The organism is Brucella sp. TWI432 (assembly GCF_039674445.1).
Classification (GTDB): domain Bacteria; phylum Pseudomonadota; class Alphaproteobacteria; order Rhizobiales; family Rhizobiaceae; genus Brucella; species Brucella chromiisoli.
The window spans coordinates 187,667-204,777 of record NZ_JBDJNL010000001.1 but is presented as its reverse complement, the minus strand read 5'-3'; the positions used below and the strand labels follow the sequence as shown (position 1 = coordinate 204,777).

The following is a 17,111-nucleotide window of genomic DNA, read 5'->3' as shown; positions in this document are numbered from 1 at the left end:
ATGTGAACAAAGAGTTTTAAGCCAGGCAGGTGACATAATGGCCAAAGCCATCCACACAATGATACGCGTTCTTGATGAAGCGCGCTCAGTTTCCTTCTACGATCAGGCTTTTGGCCTGAAGATCGCTGAACGCATCGATTTCGAAAGCTTCACACTGGTCTATCTGCGCAATGACGAAGCCGATTTCGAAGTTGAGCTGACCGTTAATAAGGGGCGCACTGAAGCCTATAATCTCGGCGATGGCTATGGCCATGTCGCTTTCGTGGTCGACGATCTTGATGCGGAACATGTCCGTTTCGCAGAACTCGGCTTCAAGGTCGGCAAGCTGGTCGATTTCAAGAACGGTGATGTGCCGGTTGCGCGCTTCTTCTTTGTTGAAGATCCGGATGGCTATAAGATTGAAGTCATTCAACGCGGTGGACGGTATCAATAAGGACAATGCGGCGCGTAGAGCGCATAAACTGACCGCTCACCTGAGTGCATCCTAATCAACAAGCTTCTATTTGACGCTTGGCAAAGACAGCCGCTTCGGAATAGATAAAGTCGATCCTGAGGGAGAATTTTGGGTTGAACATGCGCGCAGTCCAGTTCCGGGCAACATTGGCAATACGCATTTTGAGCGTATTGGCGTTGTTGCTCGTCGCTTTTGGACACAAGCCGGTGATATTCGCTGCGCCCGAACCATTGCTGCTTGCGCAATATGTTCTGCCCGATGGCAGCTATCCGGTGCTTTGCATCACCGACCATGCAGTCGATCAAGAAAGTCATGATCAGGACCAGCATCTGCACAACAGCAATATTTGTGATGCCTGCCGCATTTCATCAGCACTCCTTTGCCCCTTGCCTGCTGCATCGACCGGGGCCGCACCCAACATTGCAGCGGCAGAAGTTATTTTTCCATCAGAACCCATTTTAAAGCAGACCATCTATCCACCGTCCGCGCCACCACAAGCGCCACCCTTCGCCTGAGATTCGTCTTCGCTTGCAAGCGTTTCAATGCGCTGCATCCCGACATATGATTATTCAGGTTTGAAACAATGAAAAACACTCGTCTTTTTACATCCGCCATTTCGCTTTTTGCCCTTTGCGCTTCCGCGGGAATCGTCAATGCCCATTCCTCGCTTGATCAGAGCGAAGCGATGGCTGGCAGCCGCTACAAGGCGATTATCCGCATCCCGCATGGTTGTGATGGCAAAGCGACCACTGCTGTCAAAGTGGAGCTTCCCGAAGGATTTGTTTCCGCACAGCCACAGCCGAAGGCTGGCTGGAAGATCGAAATAGCCAAAGGCGACTATGCCCAAAGTTACAAGATCCATGGCAAGGATGTGACCTCAGGCCTTAAACAGGTGACATGGAGCGAAGGCGAACTGCCAAGCGACTTCTATGACGAATTCATGGTTGTCGGCCAGCTTGCCAAATTCGACAAGGATACAACGCTTTCCTTCCCTGTGACGCAATTCTGCGGAACGGATGATTCCGTGGCCTGGACAGACATTGCAAAGGATGGTCAGAACCCGCATGATCTCAAGCATCCAGCGCCACAGCTTCGCGTGTTGGCCGCAGCAAGTGCCGACGAACATGCCGGACATGATATGCACGGCAATGCGAGCAGCAGCACACATGCAGATCATGGCGATCATGCCATGGCTGCAATCAAGGTGGGTGATCTGAGCATCAGTGGACCTTCTATCCGTGCCATGGTTCCCGGTGCGAAAGTTGCCGGCGGTTTCCTCACCATCAAAAATGACGGCAAAGAGGCTGACACGCTGGTTGGCGTTACAACGACCGGCGTCAAGCGCGTTGAAATCCATGAAATGACCATGGAGAATCAGGTCATGAAAATGCGCCCACTCAAGAACGGGTTGGATATTCCCGCAGGCGAGAGCGTTGCGCTGAAATCGGGCGGCTATCACCTGATGTTCATTCAGCCCGAGCATCCTTACAAGGAAGGCGACAAGGTTTCCGCGACGCTTGAATTCGCAAAAGCCGGGAAGGTCGATGTGGAGTTTCCGGTAACTGCGCAAAGCGGTAAGTCTGACGACCATTCAAACCACTAAAGCATGTCGCGAAAAAGTGGGAACCGCCTTTGCGGGGAAATCAGTCTACCGGACTGATTTCCATTCCCGCTACGATCAGAGAACGACATGCGTCAAAACAAGAAGATAGAGCGTGCGTATCGGGCAAGATTAAGCGCGACACGCTCTGAATAGAAAAGACGGGTGCATAGACGACTTATGCGCCCGTTTGCCGCAACCGCTACCCAATTGTAGCGATTGCGTTCTTCGGCTATTGCTGCAAACATGACTTCAATAGTCTAGAATAATTCTACACTATTGAAATAATTCACTTTTATAAAAGATGAGTAATTGACTCCAGATCAATTTACAGCTTTTATGCAGTTGAGTTATTTTGTGCAGCCTTTGATGTTTGGGCCTTGAACCCGTTCGATTGGAGGACCCGATGATCGGTGTCAGTGAATGCCGGTTCGCAAATGTAGATGGATTGCCGTGGCAACTTCATCTTTTGCCGACCGGATACTGCAATGTGCGAGGGGAAACAGAACGCCTCGCAAATCATAAGCAGCGAGACGGTTTGGCTGTTTATACCTCTGAACGGAGGCGCAAATGAATATGCGTATCTCCGAACTCAATGGCACCAACAGCGTGGGCTATTATGACCGCCTGCCGGAAAAGCTGGTGCTTGAGGGCTACCGCCGCTGGACTGCGGGGTTTGAAACCGGCTCAATCATTCCATGGGAAATGACCTGGGGTCTTTATGCGGAAGTGCTTGGCGCGTCAGAAGCGAAACGGGCTGTGGGCGAACTTTCGCAGTTTATCCGCGTGTTGCGCCATTGCGCCAGCTGCCCACTGCGCGCCTTTCCATTCGATTCGCACCATGTTTGCCGGGAAGAGTGCCTGACACTCGGTCTTATCTCCGGCATTCAGAATCAGGATGGCTTGTTGCTCGATCCCTGTCTTGAGGCCATTGCCTGCAAACGACGGTGCAATGATGTGGCAGACGCCGCGCGCAATTTTGCCGACACATTGGCGGATTTCGGACAGACTTTGCTGCCAATACCCATCCATGCCATCGACAGTGCTTTGAGCATAACCCGGCGCGCGACCTTTCACTGATGTGAAAAACGCTGCGTAGGATTTTTTTGATTTAGGCCGCGCAAAGCGGCACGAGGAGACCCAACATGCAAGCCAGAACCGAACGACGCCTCGGCTTTGTTGCAGCCATTGCGCTCACCACAGCAGCCTTTGCGGTGCCAGCGGTATCGACACAGATGGCACAGGATATCACTGCGCCTGCAAAACGCCATGCATCGGTGGATAGCATGAAGCTTGAACTTTCCCGCCTTGTCGCCTTTGCCGACAGTGCGTCTAAGCCTGTTCATTACGAGTAAACAGAAGACCGATCAACCGGGCGAAACGCCTCCAGTCCGTCCGGTCGAACATGAGAGCGCGTGCATTGTTGATATGCACGCGCTCTGTTTTTTGCTTCAAACCTATTGCGATCAGCTCACGATGATCGGCGCTTTTCCCTGAACACGGTTATAAAGATCAATAATGTCCTGGTTCATCAGGCGGATGCAGCCTGACGACATAGACTGGCCAATAGACCACCATTCCGGCGAGCCATGGATGCGGTAACCCGTATCACGACCATTCTGGAAGATATAAAGCGCACGCGCCCCAAGCGGGTTTTGTGGACCCGGCTCCTGACCATTACGGTATTTCTCAAGGTCCGGTCGGCGCTGAATCATTTCAGGCGGCGGCGTCCAGCGCGGCCATTGCTTCTTATACTGAACATTGGCGCGGCCCTGCCATTCAAAGCCTGCCTTGCCGATGCCAACGCCATATCGCAGCGCTTCGCCACCGGGCAAGACATAGTAAAGAAAGTGATCTTTGGTAACGACAACGATCGTTCCCGGCGCTTCGCCTGTCGGATCGGGTACGATCTGCCGGCGGAACTCTTTCGGTACTTTCTGATAGGGAATTGCCGGAAGCGCATAAGGCCCTTCCTGCACCGAAGCATACATCACATCCGGCGTGGTAATATTCTTATCAATGCTGATCTGCGGACGCATCGGCGTGATGCCACCCGTCGACATTGGATCGACATTCATCTGGAATGCAGACATATCCATGCTTTGCGAACAGCCTGCAACACCGCCCAGCATCGCAGCACCAGTGCCCATCAGAAAATGACGGCGGCTTAATCTTTCAGTCAGTTTCGACATACAATTCGCCCAACTCAAAATACGGCAAAATACCTTCTTACGCTGGGAACAATTTGCGTCTTTATGGTTGAGGAAGCGTTAAACACCTCGCGCAAACGTTAAGAAAAAACCGGGGGCGCAACAGTGGGTAGAAAAAAGGCCGGGGGATATGCCCGGCCTTTGATCGCATTTTCGATCAATAATCTTTTTCGTAGAAAATACCGGCGCTGGAGTCACCCTCCGATCCCAACGCACCCTTGACCTTGAGATTGCGGGAGATGTCCAGATTAACCGTTCCTTTGGTCGTGCCAGCAGAACCCGCTTCGACACCCAGATAAATATTATCGCGAATATAACGACCTGCACGGACCGCAGTCTGCCCCTTGCTATCGGTCACAACATCAATGTCATCAAGCCCCGTGCCCTGACGCAGCTTGCTCATGAGCGAATTATTCGAACCACCCGCAAGCTCGGCAGCCGCAGCCGCAAGCTGGGCGATCTGGAAGGCTGACAACTCACCAATCGAACGCTTGAATATCAGATGCGCCAGCACTTCATCCTGCGGCAATTCCGGCGAGGAGGAGAATGCGATGTTCAGATTATCAACCGTACCCGTCACCGTCACAATTGCCGTAATGTCATCCCCTTCACTGCGGGCAACGAAATTGAGCTGAGGATTAAGATCACCGACCAGCGTGACATGACCTTCATCAAAGGTAATGCGCTGGCCGAGAATTCCGATGCGGCCACGAATAAGATCAAACGAGCCAACAGGCTGGATGTTTGTCACTGGACCGGTCAAACGAACGCGGCCGCCAAGTTCCGTATCCAAACCCCGGCCCCGGACAAATATCTGGTTGGGTGCGTTGACAAGCACATCAAGACGCGGAACCGTCGGACGGGACGTTGGTGTCGGCACGCTGCCACGACGTGTCTCAACCTTGGCACGCTCCAGCGTTTTAAGAACATTTGCCGGTGTGTTGATATGGCGTACAGGGACATAGGCCGCGCCACCGCCCAGATTTTCTGGCACAGTTATTTCTGCACGTTCAACATCGATACGGCCAGCAATCAGTGGATCACGCATCAATGGCCCGGTGATCGAAATGCCACCACTCACAGTGGCAACGACGAGCTTGCCGTCAGCATACCGCGCACGATCAAGCTTGATGTCGATATTGGTCGGGAAATTTGCGCTCGCATTTGTCGAAATCGTACCGCTTGCGGAAATCTTACCTCCACTGCCAAAGGTCGCATTGACCTGACGGAGCGTGATTGTCTCACCCTCCATCGCCCCCATCACATTGATGGCGTTCAATCGGACATTGGTTTCTGGATCGATAAACTGCGCACCCGATGTCGAGAACATACCGCGCAGTTGCGGTCTGTCAAAGCCACCTGAAACATTGGCTGTCAGCGAAAGTGTACCACTCACCTGCGAACCGCGATCAGCAAGGAAACGGTTGGCGAGCGCCAGCGGAACATTGCCCGAAACATCTACGCCAAGCCCCTGCCCCGAAAACGGCACCTTGCCTTTGGCTGTGATGTTGAGACCCTGCGGACCATCCACGTTCAAAGAAGAAATATCAACCGCCATGGCCGCGTAATTACCCGCAGCCTGCAAGCTTAACGGCGCAAGTCCGTTGTCCCGCAACGGCTTTGCAGCCAGGCCTGTACCACGCAGATTAAACTGGGCTGCCGGATTGGTCAGCGGTCCTGTGACCCGTGCCGTGCCGGTGACATTGCCTGCAAGGTCCTGTCCTTTTACCGCGCCGTTGAGTGCTGCCAAAGGAAGATTGGTCAGGTTGACATCAACTGCAAGCTCGCCTTTGCCAAGCGGGACGCCGCCCTTAGCGGTGACATCAATACCGCCGCCGCCGCTTACATGCGCATCGACATTCAAACGATTGCTGTCAGAACTGCCCTTTGCATCCGCATCAAGCGGCGCAATACCCTGATCTTTAAGCTGCGCTGCGCTCACACCACGCGCAGAAATATCAAAAGTGGCATTCGGATTCTCGCGCGTACCGGTAACGCGCGCCGTACCGTTAACGATACCGCCAAGACCAAGTTCGGGTTTGAAAGTATTGGCCAGCGCCAGCGGCAAATTTTTCAGTGCAACCGAAAGATCAAGGCTTTCTCCAATCGCACCATTCACCTTGACCTGTCCATCGCCGGTATTGACGATGATATCGCCGAAAGAAATATCGCTGCCTTTCATGGCAATGGTTGCGGGTGCAGCAAGCACGGCTGAAAGCGAACCCTGTTTCACGTCAGCTGAAGCAAGCCCCAGTTCAAAACCGCCATCTTTTGGCTCAAGCGAACCGGATGCATTGGCCAAAGTGCCAATCTTGAGCTTGGTGCTCGCGGTAAAATCGGTCTTTGTCCCTGTTGCATTGGCCTTGGCATCAAAACTGTCGATTCCAAAAGTGCCAACCAGAATATCGCGTGCGCTGGCCGTTCCATCGACAACCGGCACGCCGAACAGATCCTGCGCGCTTGCGGCAATATCTGCAGATGCGATATGATTTCCGTTGATTTTCAGACCATTGGCCTTGGCGTTGACAGTTGCATTCTGGCGTTCACCATTGGCATCAAGCGTGATGTCGGCATTGGCGGAACCCGTCGCATCAGCAAGGAAAAGTGCAGCTGCGGTTGAAATATCAGGCGCATCAACCATGAGTTGGCCCGCAAGCAAACCTTTGGCATTCTGCGTCACGTCACCGGAAACATGTGTGCCGCCTGCATTGAACACGAGATTGGTCAGGCGCTTCTCGTCATTGACGATATCGATGAGCGTGCCAAGATCGATCTTCTGGCCATTGAGAAGTGCGCTGCCTGAAAGCTTGCCTGAAAGCGATGCGCCTGTTGTGGCATTGCCATCCAGCAACGCATTGAAATCGAGCACGCCGTCGGCGAGCTTGCGATCAGCAAGTGTTCCCTGTGGTGCGTCGGCGCGCAGCGCCAGTGCGATCAGCTTGTCATCGCCGCGCGCGCTGCCTTTGATCGTCATGCGGCCTGAGGCTTTGTCAGACAGAAGCTTCATATCGGACAGCATGACACCGAAATCGAAATCTGCCTTATCAGATGCAAAAGAGCCGTTGGCGGTGATTTCGCTCAGCGCATTTCCAATGCGGAAATCGCGTGCAGCAAAGCCTGCCGCACTGCGGGCAATTCCACCGCTCATGCGGACTTCGCCATCAAGAATATTATCGACAGCTTGCGTACCGGTGCGCATATTTTGCGCCGTGCCATCGAGATTAAGATCAAAAGCACCACTGATGGGGCTAACCTTACCGGAGGCCTTCACATCAATGCTGCCCGCAAGATCGCGCCCGGCCAGTTCCGCATAAGGAGCGAGGCTTGCAATTTTTGCAAGAATATCGCCGTTGAAGATGAAATCATCGATGCTGCCGTTTAGCTCAAGGCTCAGGCCATTGCCCTCAATACCAGCCTTTTCAAGCTGTACCGGGGAACCGGAACGCCAGCCACCATTGATCAGAACATCAATTTTATCACCCAAAGCTTCGGCGATTTTCCGATCGGGCGCGTTGATGCCGCTTACACCGCCATCAACGTTAAATGTGATATGGCGGTTCGTTGCATCATTCAGATTTTCAGCCACACCCCCCATATCAAGGGCGATGCTGGAAGCCGAAACAGAGGCATTTTTAAAGCCGGAAACCGCAAGCTTACCCGTCCAATCATTGGTCGGACGATCACCGTAGGCGATTTGCAGCGTCGCATTGTTGATCGTGGTTTGCGCACCTTTGACCGGCAGCAAAACTTCACCTTTGCTGTCATCGCGAATATCTGCATCCACACGCAACTTGTTCAAAAAGCCGCTCGTATCGGATTCAGCAGAAGCCTTGATCTTCATCGCAGCCGTATTGAGTGCAAGATCATCAAGACGGAACCCGCCGCCATCTTTCAGAAGCCCATTTGCGGTCAATGCCGTATCGGCACCAAAGAAATCACGGAAAGCAGGCGGGACAAGAACAGAAATCGGGCCATTGATCTGTGTGGCAAAGACACGTCCATCAGCGCGGCGCACCAGTGTAAAGCCACCCGTCAGCGTGCGGCTGCCATTGGTATCAAGGGCCAGATCAATCTTGAGATCATCAAGCGTACCATTGCCCGTCAGCGTCAGATCGACAGGCGGATATCCCTCAATATTGAGCAGATTGGCAACGATACCATTGGCAGGCTCGCTCACTTTCAGATCAAGATCAAGTTTCTGATCGGCATTGGCATAGGCTGCGCGCAAGGCAAAATTGCCACCCGGACCATCCAAACGCTTGATATCGAACGTGGAATTCAGCGAGCCATCCGCCAGCGACAGACTTCCATTCAGCGACACTTCCGATTGCAGCCCAAAAATCTCCTGACCAAAATACAGATGAGCGACATCAAGACTATCAATATTGATCGACAGCGGCAGTTCCGGCAGGCTGAAAGTCGATGATTCCGGCGATGGAAGACTGTTGTCCGGCAACGGCTTGCGAATGAAATCAATGCGTTCAGCCACCAGCGACTGAATGCTCAAACGGCCGGTAAAAAGCGCCGTGCGGCTCCAGTTGAGCTTTGCATTTTCAATGCGCAGCCAAACGCCTTCGCGGTCAGCAATCGTGATCTGCCCGACACTTGCCTCAGACGACAAAAGTCCGCTCAGACCCGAAAACTGGATACGGCGGTTGGGCGCGGAAAGTTTGCTCTCCACAAAAGAAATGAAATAAGACTTCTCCTCTTCCTGCTGCGGCTGCTGTGCGAGCGCTGGAATGGCGAAGAGAATGAAGGCCAAGAGTGTTAGAAATCTGGTCAAAACGCCTGTCCTATGCCCACATAAAATGCATAGCTCGGATCGCCCGAGCGGCGGTTAAGCGGAAGAGCGACATCGAGACGGATCGGCCCAAGCCCTGTCAGGTAACGCAGGCCAAGGCCCGTGCCTATGCGCATTTGTTCTGAAAAATCCGGATAGGACTGTTCGCCGACATAGCCTGCATCGACAAAGCCCACGACACCAATTGAATCGGTGACACGCGTACGCACTTCACCCGATGCCTCAACCAGCGAGCGCCCGCCAATCGTGTCGCCCGTCGCTGTTTGAACACCGATACTGCGATAGGAATAGCCACGAACTGAGCCGCCACCACCTGCAAGGAACAACTGATTGGGTGGGATATCCGCAATACCGGCGCCAACGACAGAGCCAAGTTTCACGCGGCCAGCGAGAATAACGCGGTCTGTGGCACCAAAGCCGTAATAAGCGCGTCCTTCCGCCGTGAAGCGGGTCGCAAAATTGCCACGCTGGAACTCATAGAACGGCTGAATGTTGCCTTCCAGATAAACACCCGAGCTTGGATCGGGCTTGTTGTTCCGGCCATCGTAAAGAAGATTGCCTTCAAGACCACCTGTCGTAAATTCGCGTTTTCCGAAATAATCGTCATCGAAGCGCCCATGGCTTGCCTTGGCATAAAGCGCGCCGGAAAGCTCATCACTGAAAATCTGCGTGAAGCCGGTCTTCGCATTGATCGACGTTTCCGTATAGGCATCAAGCACTTCGCGCTTGGCATCAAGGGCGGCAACGAAATCCGTGTCAGGCGTGTAAACGCCGGGCTTTGCGAAGCTCGTTCCAAGCGTATAGGTGTAATTGGACGGATCGAAGGAATTGTCCTGTGAACCGCCGACACCACTGACCTTGGCATCGAAACGCAAGCGCTCGCCGCGCCCGAACAGGTTGCGGTGCATCCAGTAACCGGTGACACCAAAGCCGTCGAGCGTGGAAAACTCGGCACCAAAACCAAAGCGGCGTGGCTTGCGCTCCTGAACATTGAGCGTCATTGGCAGGCTGCCATCCGGCCCAATCTTTTCGGCTTCTTCAAAATTCATCGAGCGGAAGACTTCCATGCGACCAAGGCGCTTTTTTGCATCTTCGATGTCTTTGGGGCTGTATTGCTCACCCGGCTTCAATCCGGTCATCCAGGCGACAAATTGCGGGTCCATGCGCGCAGTACCAACCACGCTGACGGGGCCGTAATAAGCCTTTCTGCCCGGATCAAGCCCGATATCGGCAGCAACCCTATTGCCATCATGATCGGCAACAATGTCTTCTTTGGTGATCCTGGCTTTGGCATAGCCCTGCTGACGCCATGCCTCGATCGCCAGCCGCTCGGCTTTCAGGATGGTGCCTGAACGGGCGACCTGACCAGGAGCAAAACCGGCCTTTTCGACCGATTCCACCTGTTCCCTTTTGTCTGCAGGCGGCGGTGCGATATTGGATATGGCCGTGCGCGAGAACAAAAACTGCGGACCCGGATCAACCGAAATATCGATCTTCGCATTGTTTGGAATATCGGTATCGACTGGAATATCATTGGCTTCACGGCCATCAACCTTGATGGAAATCGTGCCGCCGTAACGACCTTCACCATAGAGTGCTGCCAGAATACGGCGATAATCGCCCCGTGCTTTCGCCAGAAGGCCCGCAGAACCCGATGCAGGCGTCTGCTCGTCGGAAACAAGGCCGGAGGCCCCTTCTATAACGGATTTAAGATCAGCATCGCTGCCATCGGCATTCTTGCGATTACCAACAGCGTTGACCTCAACCGAATAGCTTTTGGGATCAATAATATCAGGGTCGACACTCTTGTCCTTACCCCAGAGGCGTATACCAAAGATTTCGAATGCCAAAGCGGGCGAAACGGTCATTGAAGCAAATTGCACCGCCAATGCGAGTACAATGAGACTTCTTCCCTGTATCGTCCTGTTACGCCTAGTCATACACGTTACTGTCCGGGTTCCAGAGCGTATTTCAATCTGATTGTATCAGATCAACACTCTAAACATTCGTTTCATGCGCATATTATCCGAAAACTGTTTTACACTTTTCGGGATGCGCGCTCCTTGACGACCGCCTCGGTAGCGCTTCGTCCTCCCCCACAATCCCAGGACGATTCAGGGATTAGCATAGAGTGGTGGGAAGACCAAGCTTCAACCCAGATGCGGTATGACATTTCGGGCTCAGACGAGAATCACAAACCTCCTTGCAAAGCCCGAAGTCATTTATCCCCTATTGTGAATAGATTGAGTCAATGGAGAGTTAATGGCGCGTTTTAACATTATAAAATGAATGCGGCCCGCCGGAGGGAGGGAATCCGGCAGGCCGCGTCTCAGGTCATGGTCAGGGGAGGAGGAAAATGACCTGATATGAAATCATTTATGCCGGTTCAGCGCCCGGAGTGATATGGGCGCATATTGCCGAATTGAGGGCGAACACCTGTCCCAATCCGGTAAGGGGCAGTTCGCCCTGACCAGTGCGGACCTCTGGCAGGACCAACACCCCAGGCAGGATTCCATCCCCGGTGAGAGCCGGCATAAGGATCGTATCTCGGTCCCCAGCCATGGCGCCAGCCCGGATATGCGCCGTGACCTCCGCGCCATCCCCAATAGGGAGGCCATCCCGAGGTCCAACCGCGATCCCAGCCGTAACCCGGTCCCCAGCCACCACCGCCAATGATAACAGTGGTGCTTGAACCGGAAGGATAATATCCCGATGGATAGGCGTTATAAGGATCGACAGGGTTAAGATAGGCACGGTTCGGATAGACTGGCCCCCTCACATAGCCGCCAAAGCTTATGAAACGCGCTGAAACCCAGCCACGATAACCACCGCTGTTTACCTGACACCAGCGCCCACGACATGGGCCCGCATCCACCCGGAGGCCAACCGGTAATGCGGCAAGCCGCCCGTAATTGACGCCCGGCCCACTGCGGACATTTACAGTCGCAGTCACGGTCGCAGGCACAGCAAAAGCCACGGCAGGAACAAAGAGTACAGACGAAAAAATGAATGCGCGAACAAGCTTTTTATTAAGTCGTTTCTTAAATAGAAACATCGATAATTCTCCAAATATGCAACTGTAGAAATGCAATACAAAGAAAACCATTGTGTATCATATAGCCCAAATTATGGACAAAAGCAATAGTGACCAATATTTAGCAAACTATAACGTCTATTTGAATGCAAAGAACGATGAATATTACAGCATAATAATAAGTTTACTAAAATTTTATACATTCATTATTTGCTTTAAAGGGCACATCGCGCCCATTTCCTTTTAAGGCCATCCGTTAGAAACGTCCTGTCTGTTTTCCCTCACCCATTATCCCACGCAAAACCGCTACGCACTTTTGCTGGAAATGCTCTTTTGCTCACGCATTATCCCCCGCAAAACCGCTGCGCACTTTTGCTGGAAATGCTCTGTCTTCACCTTCGCATCCGTGCTGTTGCGAAAGCCAGCTTCCCTTTTTCGGGAACTGCCTCAAACAAACCAAAAGCGCCCCGGCAAAGACCGGGGCGCCATGCGGCTTTTTAAGGGGGAGAGGGAGGAAAAAAGCCGCAAAACCGGGCCGTCAGACCTGGTTAAGAGGAGACAGAAGGCCAGCACGAGCCAGCCTCCTGAAATTCACTTACGGCAGATTACGCACATCGCCCGGCGTCATATACATCGGCATCATATTGGTATCGAGGTGATGCATAACCCAGATGGAGCCAGCCAGCACAATCGCCAGAATGATGGCCGTGAAAATGAGCGCCAGAATGTTCCAGCCATTTTCCGACTTCGGATCAAGGTGCAGGAAGTAAACCAGATGCACCACGATCTGAACGGCGGCCATTCCGATAACAATCGCTGCGGTCGTTGCCGGCGTGAAGTAGCCATTCATTGCCAGCATAAACGGAACGATGGTGAGGATGATCGCCAGTGTCAGACCAATCAGGTACGACTTCAGGCTGCCATGCGCGGCTTGATCGTGTGTTTCGTGTCCAGAGCTCATCACAATACACCCAGCAGATAGACAAGGGTAAAGACGCCAATCCAGATGATGTCCAGGAAGTGCCAGAAGAGGCTCAAGCACATCACGCGCGTCCGGTTCTTTTCAGTCAGGCCATCGCGCAGAAGCTGGGCGGAAAGCACCAGAATCCAGATGAGGCCCGAGGTAATATGCAGACCGTGGGTTCCAACCAGCGCAAAGAAGGCCGAAAGGAATGCGCTGCGGCTTGGACCTGCACCTTCAACGATCAGGTGATGGAACTCATAGATTTCCATCGCAAGAAACGCGAAGCCGAGCAGAAAAGTCACGCCCAGCCAGAAGAGCACGCCTGCACGATTGTTCCTGAACATGGAGAGCGTCGCCAGACCATAAGTCAGCGAAGACGCCAGCAGGATCATCGTTTCTGTCAGAACAAACTGCAGATCGAACAGTTCACGGCCAGTCGGGCCGCCCGCGAACTGATGCGCCAGAACGGCGTAGGTTGCAAAAAGGCCCGAGAAGAGAACGCAGTCACTCATCAGGTAGATCCAGAAGCCGACCAGTGTGGTCGACCCTGCATCATGATGATCTTCGTGAGCCGGATGCTCGTTGCCGCCCGTAAATGGTGCAGCCGTATGAACGGTAGCGCTCATGGATCAGACCTCCTGAGCATTCAGTTGCCGCGTATAGGCGTCTTCGACGCGCTGTACTTCATCGGCCGAGACATAATAGTCCCTGTCATTGTTGAAAGAGTGGGCAATGGCGACAGCCAGAACACCAACAGCTGCAGCAATTGCGAGCCACCAGATGTGCCACACCAGCGCAAAGCCCAGAGGAATACAGAGCATACCAATGATGAAGCCCGTGCCTGTGTTTTTCGGCATATGAATGCGGGCGAAGTTTTCAGTGCGGCGCACATAACCGTTCTGCTTCATATCCCACCAGCTGTCGTGATCGCGCACATGCGCAACTTCAGCAAAGTTGTAGAATGGTGGAGGTGACGAAATCGACCATTCGAGCGTGCGTCCGTTGCCCCATGAATCGCCATTGACGACGCGCAGCTTTTCACGATCACGAATGGAGATCATGATCTGGAGAACCTGGAAGACAATACCGCAAAGAATAATCGCAACGCCAACTGCTGCAATGATCAGATAGATATGCCAGGCTGGGTTTTCCGTATGGTTCAGACGGCGTGTCATGCCCATCAGGCCGAGCACGTAGAGCGGCATAAAGGCCATGATGAAGCCAACCAGCCAGCACCAGAACGCCTTCTTGCCGAGACCTTCATGCAGCTTGAAGCCAAACGCCTTTGGCCACCAGTAGATGAGACCGGCAAAGCAGCCAAACAGAACGCCCGAGATAATCACGTTATGGAAGTGGGCGATCAGGAACACGGAGTTGTGCAGCACGAAATCTGCAGGCGGAACAGCAAGCAGAACGCCCGTCATACCACCAACAACAAAGGTACACATGAAACCGAGCGTCCACATGACCGGCGTTTCGATGCGCAGGCGCCCCTTATACATGGTGAAAAGCCAGTTGAAGACTTTTGCACCTGTCGGGATCGAGATGATCATGGTCGCAACGCCGAAGAAGGCATTGACGCTTGCACCGCCACCCATGGTGAAGAAGTGATGCACCCAGACGAGGAACGACAGAATGGTAATGGCAACGGTCGCATAAACCATCGACGCATAGCCAAACAGGCGCTTGCCGGAGAAAGTGGCAATGATTTCGGAGAAAACGCCGAAGCACGGCAGAACCAGAATATAGACTTCCGGGTGACCCCAGATCCAAATCAGGTTCACATACATCATCGGATTGCCACCAGCATCATTGGTGAAGAAGTGGAAATCCAGATAACGGTCAAGCGACAGCAGTGCCAGCGTCACAGTCAGGATCGGGAACGCAGCCACGATCAGAACGTTGGAGCAGAGTGCGGTCCAGGTGAAAACCGGAACCTGCATCATACCCATGCCCGGCGCACGCATCTTGATGATGGTGGTGATGAGGTTCACGCCCGAAAGCAGCGTCCCCATACCGGAAATCTGCAAGGCCCAGATATAATAATCCACCCCGACATCCGGGCTGAACTCAAGACCTGAAAGCGGCGGATAAGCCAGCCAGCCGGTCTTTGCGAATTCGCCGATACCAAGCGAAATGTTAACCAGGATGGCACCGGCAACCGTGAGCCAGAAGCTCAACGAGTTGAGGTATGGGAAAGCCACGTCGCGCGCACCGATCTGAAGCGGTACGGCAAAGTTCATCAGGCCAACAATGAAAGGCATCGCGACGAAGAAGATCATGATCACGCCATGCGCGGTGAAGATCTGATCATAGTGGTGCGGCGGCAGGAAGCCTTCATTGGCGCCGGAGGCGATTGCCTGCTGCGCGCGCATCATAACAGCGTCCGAGAAGCCGCGGAACAGCATCACGAAAGCCAGAATAATGTACATAATGCCGATACGTTTGTGATCGACAGAGGTCAGCCAGTCGCTCCACAGAACGCCCCACTTCTTATAGTAGGTAATGGCTGCGAGAATAGCGAGCGCCCCACCAGCTATCGCGGTCAGTGTGACCATGATGATAGGCTCGTGATAGGGAATCGCTTCGAGCGTAAGTTTTCCGAACATTTCTATTCTTACTTCGATTGGAGTGCGATCAGCAGCTCAAGCCCCGGATGAAATGCCCGGGGCCAGCTACATAGGCAAATCAGTTTTCAAGCTGCGTCATACGCTGCGGCTGAGTCAGACAAAGAATGTCATTTGCCCACTGGCTGAAATCGACGGGCGAAGACTTGCGCAGATCTGCACGGGCTTCACGCACCATCTGTTCCTGATGCATCAGATCATCAAGACAAACCGATTTGCCATCCCAGCAGCGGTTCACAATATTATGAAACAGCGCTTTGTCATTATAGGCAAAGAACTGAACCGGAGCCTTCTCGCTTGGCTGAACCAGCGAAGCATAACGCTCACGCGTCAGTTCCTGACCGGACGCCTTGGCATCGGCAACCCACTTGTCAAAACCGGCCTGATCAAGCGAGTGCGCCTTAAAGCGCATCTGGGCAAAGCCCTGACCGCTATAATTAGCGGAAATGCCGTCAAACACGCCCTCATGATTTGCAATCAGGTGCAGCTGCGTCTGCATGCTCGGCATGGTGTAAACCTGGCTGCCAAGCTGCGGAATAAAGAAGGAATTCATAATGCTGCTGGATGTCAGCTTGAAGTTCACAGGAACATCAACCGGCATCGCCATTTCATTGACCGATGCAACACCCAGATCCGGGTAAATGAACAGCCATTTCCAGTCCAGCGCGACAACTTCAACATTGACCGGCTTCACGTCTGAGACAAGCGGACGGTAAGGGTCAAGCTTATGCGTTGATATCCATGTCACAGTGCCAAGCAAAACGATAATAACGACAGGAATAAGCCAGACAGCCGCTTCAATCTTGTTGGAATGATGCCAGTCCGGCAGATATTCTGCCTTTTCGTTGGTGGAGCGGTACTTCCAGGCGAAATAGAGCGTCATGCCAATGACCGGAAGCACGACCAGCAGCATAAGGCCAGTCGCAAAATAGATGAGGTCGCGTTCCGCCAAACCGATCTCTCCTTTCGGAGAGAGCAGAACCTGGTTCTCGCAGCCGGCGAGGAACGCCGTGAGGGCCAAGACGGCGAACGAAATGATCGTCCGGGGGGTGCCGTGTTTCATTTGTCTTTCCATCCTGCACACAGAACTTCAGCTCTGGTGCATTCGTCATTTCCTAGATTTCGGTAAGTTCTGAAAATTTCAAAGGTACCGTTATAACGAATAAAGCTGTTTGTCACGCGCCAGACTGAAAATGTACTGGATCGAAATGTCGCGGCTGCATATGCTTTGTGAGTCATAATCGACCCATCCGGAATCAAACTGGACAAACCCAATTCCCGTCGGCGGCTCTCTACAAGTTAAAATCAAAAAATTCAAGACGATACCCAGCGTTAAACTGACCGTAACTGAACCTTAAACAAAGATACCACACAAAAGAATTCATGAGGATTAAACAATACTAATGTAGATTATTTTATAT

The 17,111-nt window shown here is 53.0% G+C and carries 13 protein-coding genes; 5 read left to right on the top strand and 8 right to left on the bottom strand.

Annotated features, from left to right (window positions below):
* Window positions 1-37: 37 nt before the first annotated feature.
* From ABE527_RS00955 to ABE527_RS00935, 5 genes are all read left to right on the top strand, one after another.
* Complete coding sequence (locus tag ABE527_RS00955) at window positions 38-433, top strand: VOC family protein (RefSeq protein WP_499693275.1); 396 nt, start codon at window positions 38-40, stop codon at window positions 431-433.
* Window positions 434-567: 134 nt separating this feature from the next.
* The gene (locus ABE527_RS00950; RefSeq protein ID WP_499695827.1) at window positions 568-969 is read left to right on the top strand and encodes a hypothetical protein; all 402 of its coding nucleotides are present in this window, start codon (window positions 568-570) and stop codon (window positions 967-969) included.
* A gap of 68 nt (window positions 970-1,037) precedes the next feature.
* Window positions 1,038-2,057, top strand: a complete 1,020-nt coding sequence (locus tag ABE527_RS00945; protein ID WP_499695826.1) for a DUF1775 domain-containing protein — start codon at window positions 1,038-1,040, stop codon at window positions 2,055-2,057.
* 567 nt (window positions 2,058-2,624) lie between these two features.
* Window positions 2,625-3,134 carry a hypothetical protein gene (locus ABE527_RS00940; protein ID WP_499695825.1) on the top strand — a complete coding sequence of 170 codons (510 nt, stop codon included), beginning with the start codon at window positions 2,625-2,627 and terminating at the stop codon, window positions 3,132-3,134.
* Between the two features lie 65 nt (window positions 3,135-3,199).
* Window positions 3,200-3,409, top strand: coding sequence for a hypothetical protein (locus tag ABE527_RS00935; RefSeq protein WP_499693274.1), 210 nt, complete (start codon window positions 3,200-3,202; stop codon window positions 3,407-3,409).
* Window positions 3,410-3,520: 111 nt separating this feature from the next.
* On the opposite strand, the gene ABE527_RS00930 is transcribed toward ABE527_RS00935, so the two are convergent.
* The 8 genes from ABE527_RS00930 to cyoA form a co-directional block, all read right to left on the bottom strand.
* Window positions 3,521-4,246 (bottom strand): L,D-transpeptidase, encoded by a 726-nt coding sequence (locus ABE527_RS00930; RefSeq protein ID WP_265982638.1) that lies wholly within the window; start codon window positions 4,244-4,246, stop codon window positions 3,521-3,523.
* Window positions 4,247-4,421: 175 nt separating this feature from the next.
* Window positions 4,422-9,047 carry a translocation/assembly module TamB domain-containing protein gene (locus ABE527_RS00925; RefSeq protein ID WP_499695824.1) on the bottom strand — a complete coding sequence of 1,542 codons (4,626 nt, stop codon included), beginning with the start codon at window positions 9,045-9,047 and terminating at the stop codon, window positions 4,422-4,424.
* Window positions 9,044-11,005, bottom strand: coding sequence for an autotransporter assembly complex protein TamA (locus ABE527_RS00920; protein WP_499695823.1), 1,962 nt, complete (start codon window positions 11,003-11,005; stop codon window positions 9,044-9,046). The genes ABE527_RS00925 and ABE527_RS00920 overlap by 4 nt, the downstream gene beginning before the upstream one ends.
* Window positions 11,006-11,451: 446 nt before the next feature.
* On the bottom strand, window positions 11,452-12,120 hold the full coding sequence (locus ABE527_RS00915; RefSeq protein ID WP_499695822.1) for an SH3 domain-containing protein: 669 nt from the start codon (window positions 12,118-12,120) through the stop codon (window positions 11,452-11,454).
* 574 nt (window positions 12,121-12,694) lie between these two features.
* Window positions 12,695-13,060 (bottom strand): cytochrome o ubiquinol oxidase subunit IV, encoded by a 366-nt coding sequence (cyoD, locus tag ABE527_RS00910; RefSeq protein ID WP_265982634.1) that lies wholly within the window; start codon window positions 13,058-13,060, stop codon window positions 12,695-12,697.
* The gene (gene cyoC, locus ABE527_RS00905; RefSeq protein ID WP_265982633.1) at window positions 13,060-13,689 is read right to left on the bottom strand and encodes a cytochrome o ubiquinol oxidase subunit III; all 630 of its coding nucleotides are present in this window, start codon (window positions 13,687-13,689) and stop codon (window positions 13,060-13,062) included. The genes cyoD and cyoC overlap by 1 nt, the downstream gene beginning before the upstream one ends.
* A gap of 3 nt (window positions 13,690-13,692) precedes the next feature.
* Entirely contained in the window at window positions 13,693-15,672 is a 1,980-nt protein-coding gene (gene cyoB, locus ABE527_RS00900; protein ID WP_265982632.1) for a cytochrome o ubiquinol oxidase subunit I, read from the bottom strand.
* 79 nt (window positions 15,673-15,751) lie between these two features.
* A complete protein-coding gene (gene cyoA, locus ABE527_RS00895; protein WP_265982631.1) occupies window positions 15,752-16,753 on the bottom strand; it encodes a ubiquinol oxidase subunit II in 1,002 nt (333 codons plus the stop codon).
* Window positions 16,754-17,111 lie beyond the last annotated feature (358 nt).

Coding starts and splice junctions, on each gene's coding strand:
- cyoA (WP_265982631.1), bottom strand. CDS start 16,753: ATGAAACACGGCACCCCCCGGACGATCATTTCGTTCGCCGTCTTGGCC.
- cyoB (WP_265982632.1), bottom strand. CDS start 15,672: ATGTTCGGAAAACTTACGCTCGAAGCGATTCCCTATCACGAGCCTATC.
- ABE527_RS00945 (WP_499695826.1), top strand. CDS start 1,038: ATGAAAAACACTCGTCTTTTTACATCCGCCATTTCGCTTTTTGCCCTT.
- ABE527_RS00935 (WP_499693274.1), top strand. CDS start 3,200: ATGCAAGCCAGAACCGAACGACGCCTCGGCTTTGTTGCAGCCATTGCG.
- ABE527_RS00930 (WP_265982638.1), bottom strand. CDS start 4,246: ATGTCGAAACTGACTGAAAGATTAAGCCGCCGTCATTTTCTGATGGGC.
- cyoC (WP_265982633.1), bottom strand. CDS start 13,689: ATGAGCGCTACCGTTCATACGGCTGCACCATTTACGGGCGGCAACGAG.
- ABE527_RS00940 (WP_499695825.1), top strand. CDS start 2,625: ATGAATATGCGTATCTCCGAACTCAATGGCACCAACAGCGTGGGCTAT.
- ABE527_RS00955 (WP_499693275.1), top strand. CDS start 38: ATGGCCAAAGCCATCCACACAATGATACGCGTTCTTGATGAAGCGCGC.
- ABE527_RS00920 (WP_499695823.1), bottom strand. CDS start 11,005: ATGACTAGGCGTAACAGGACGATACAGGGAAGAAGTCTCATTGTACTC.
- cyoD (WP_265982634.1), bottom strand. CDS start 13,060: ATGAGCTCTGGACACGAAACACACGATCAAGCCGCGCATGGCAGCCTG.
- ABE527_RS00915 (WP_499695822.1), bottom strand. CDS start 12,120: ATGTTTCTATTTAAGAAACGACTTAATAAAAAGCTTGTTCGCGCATTC.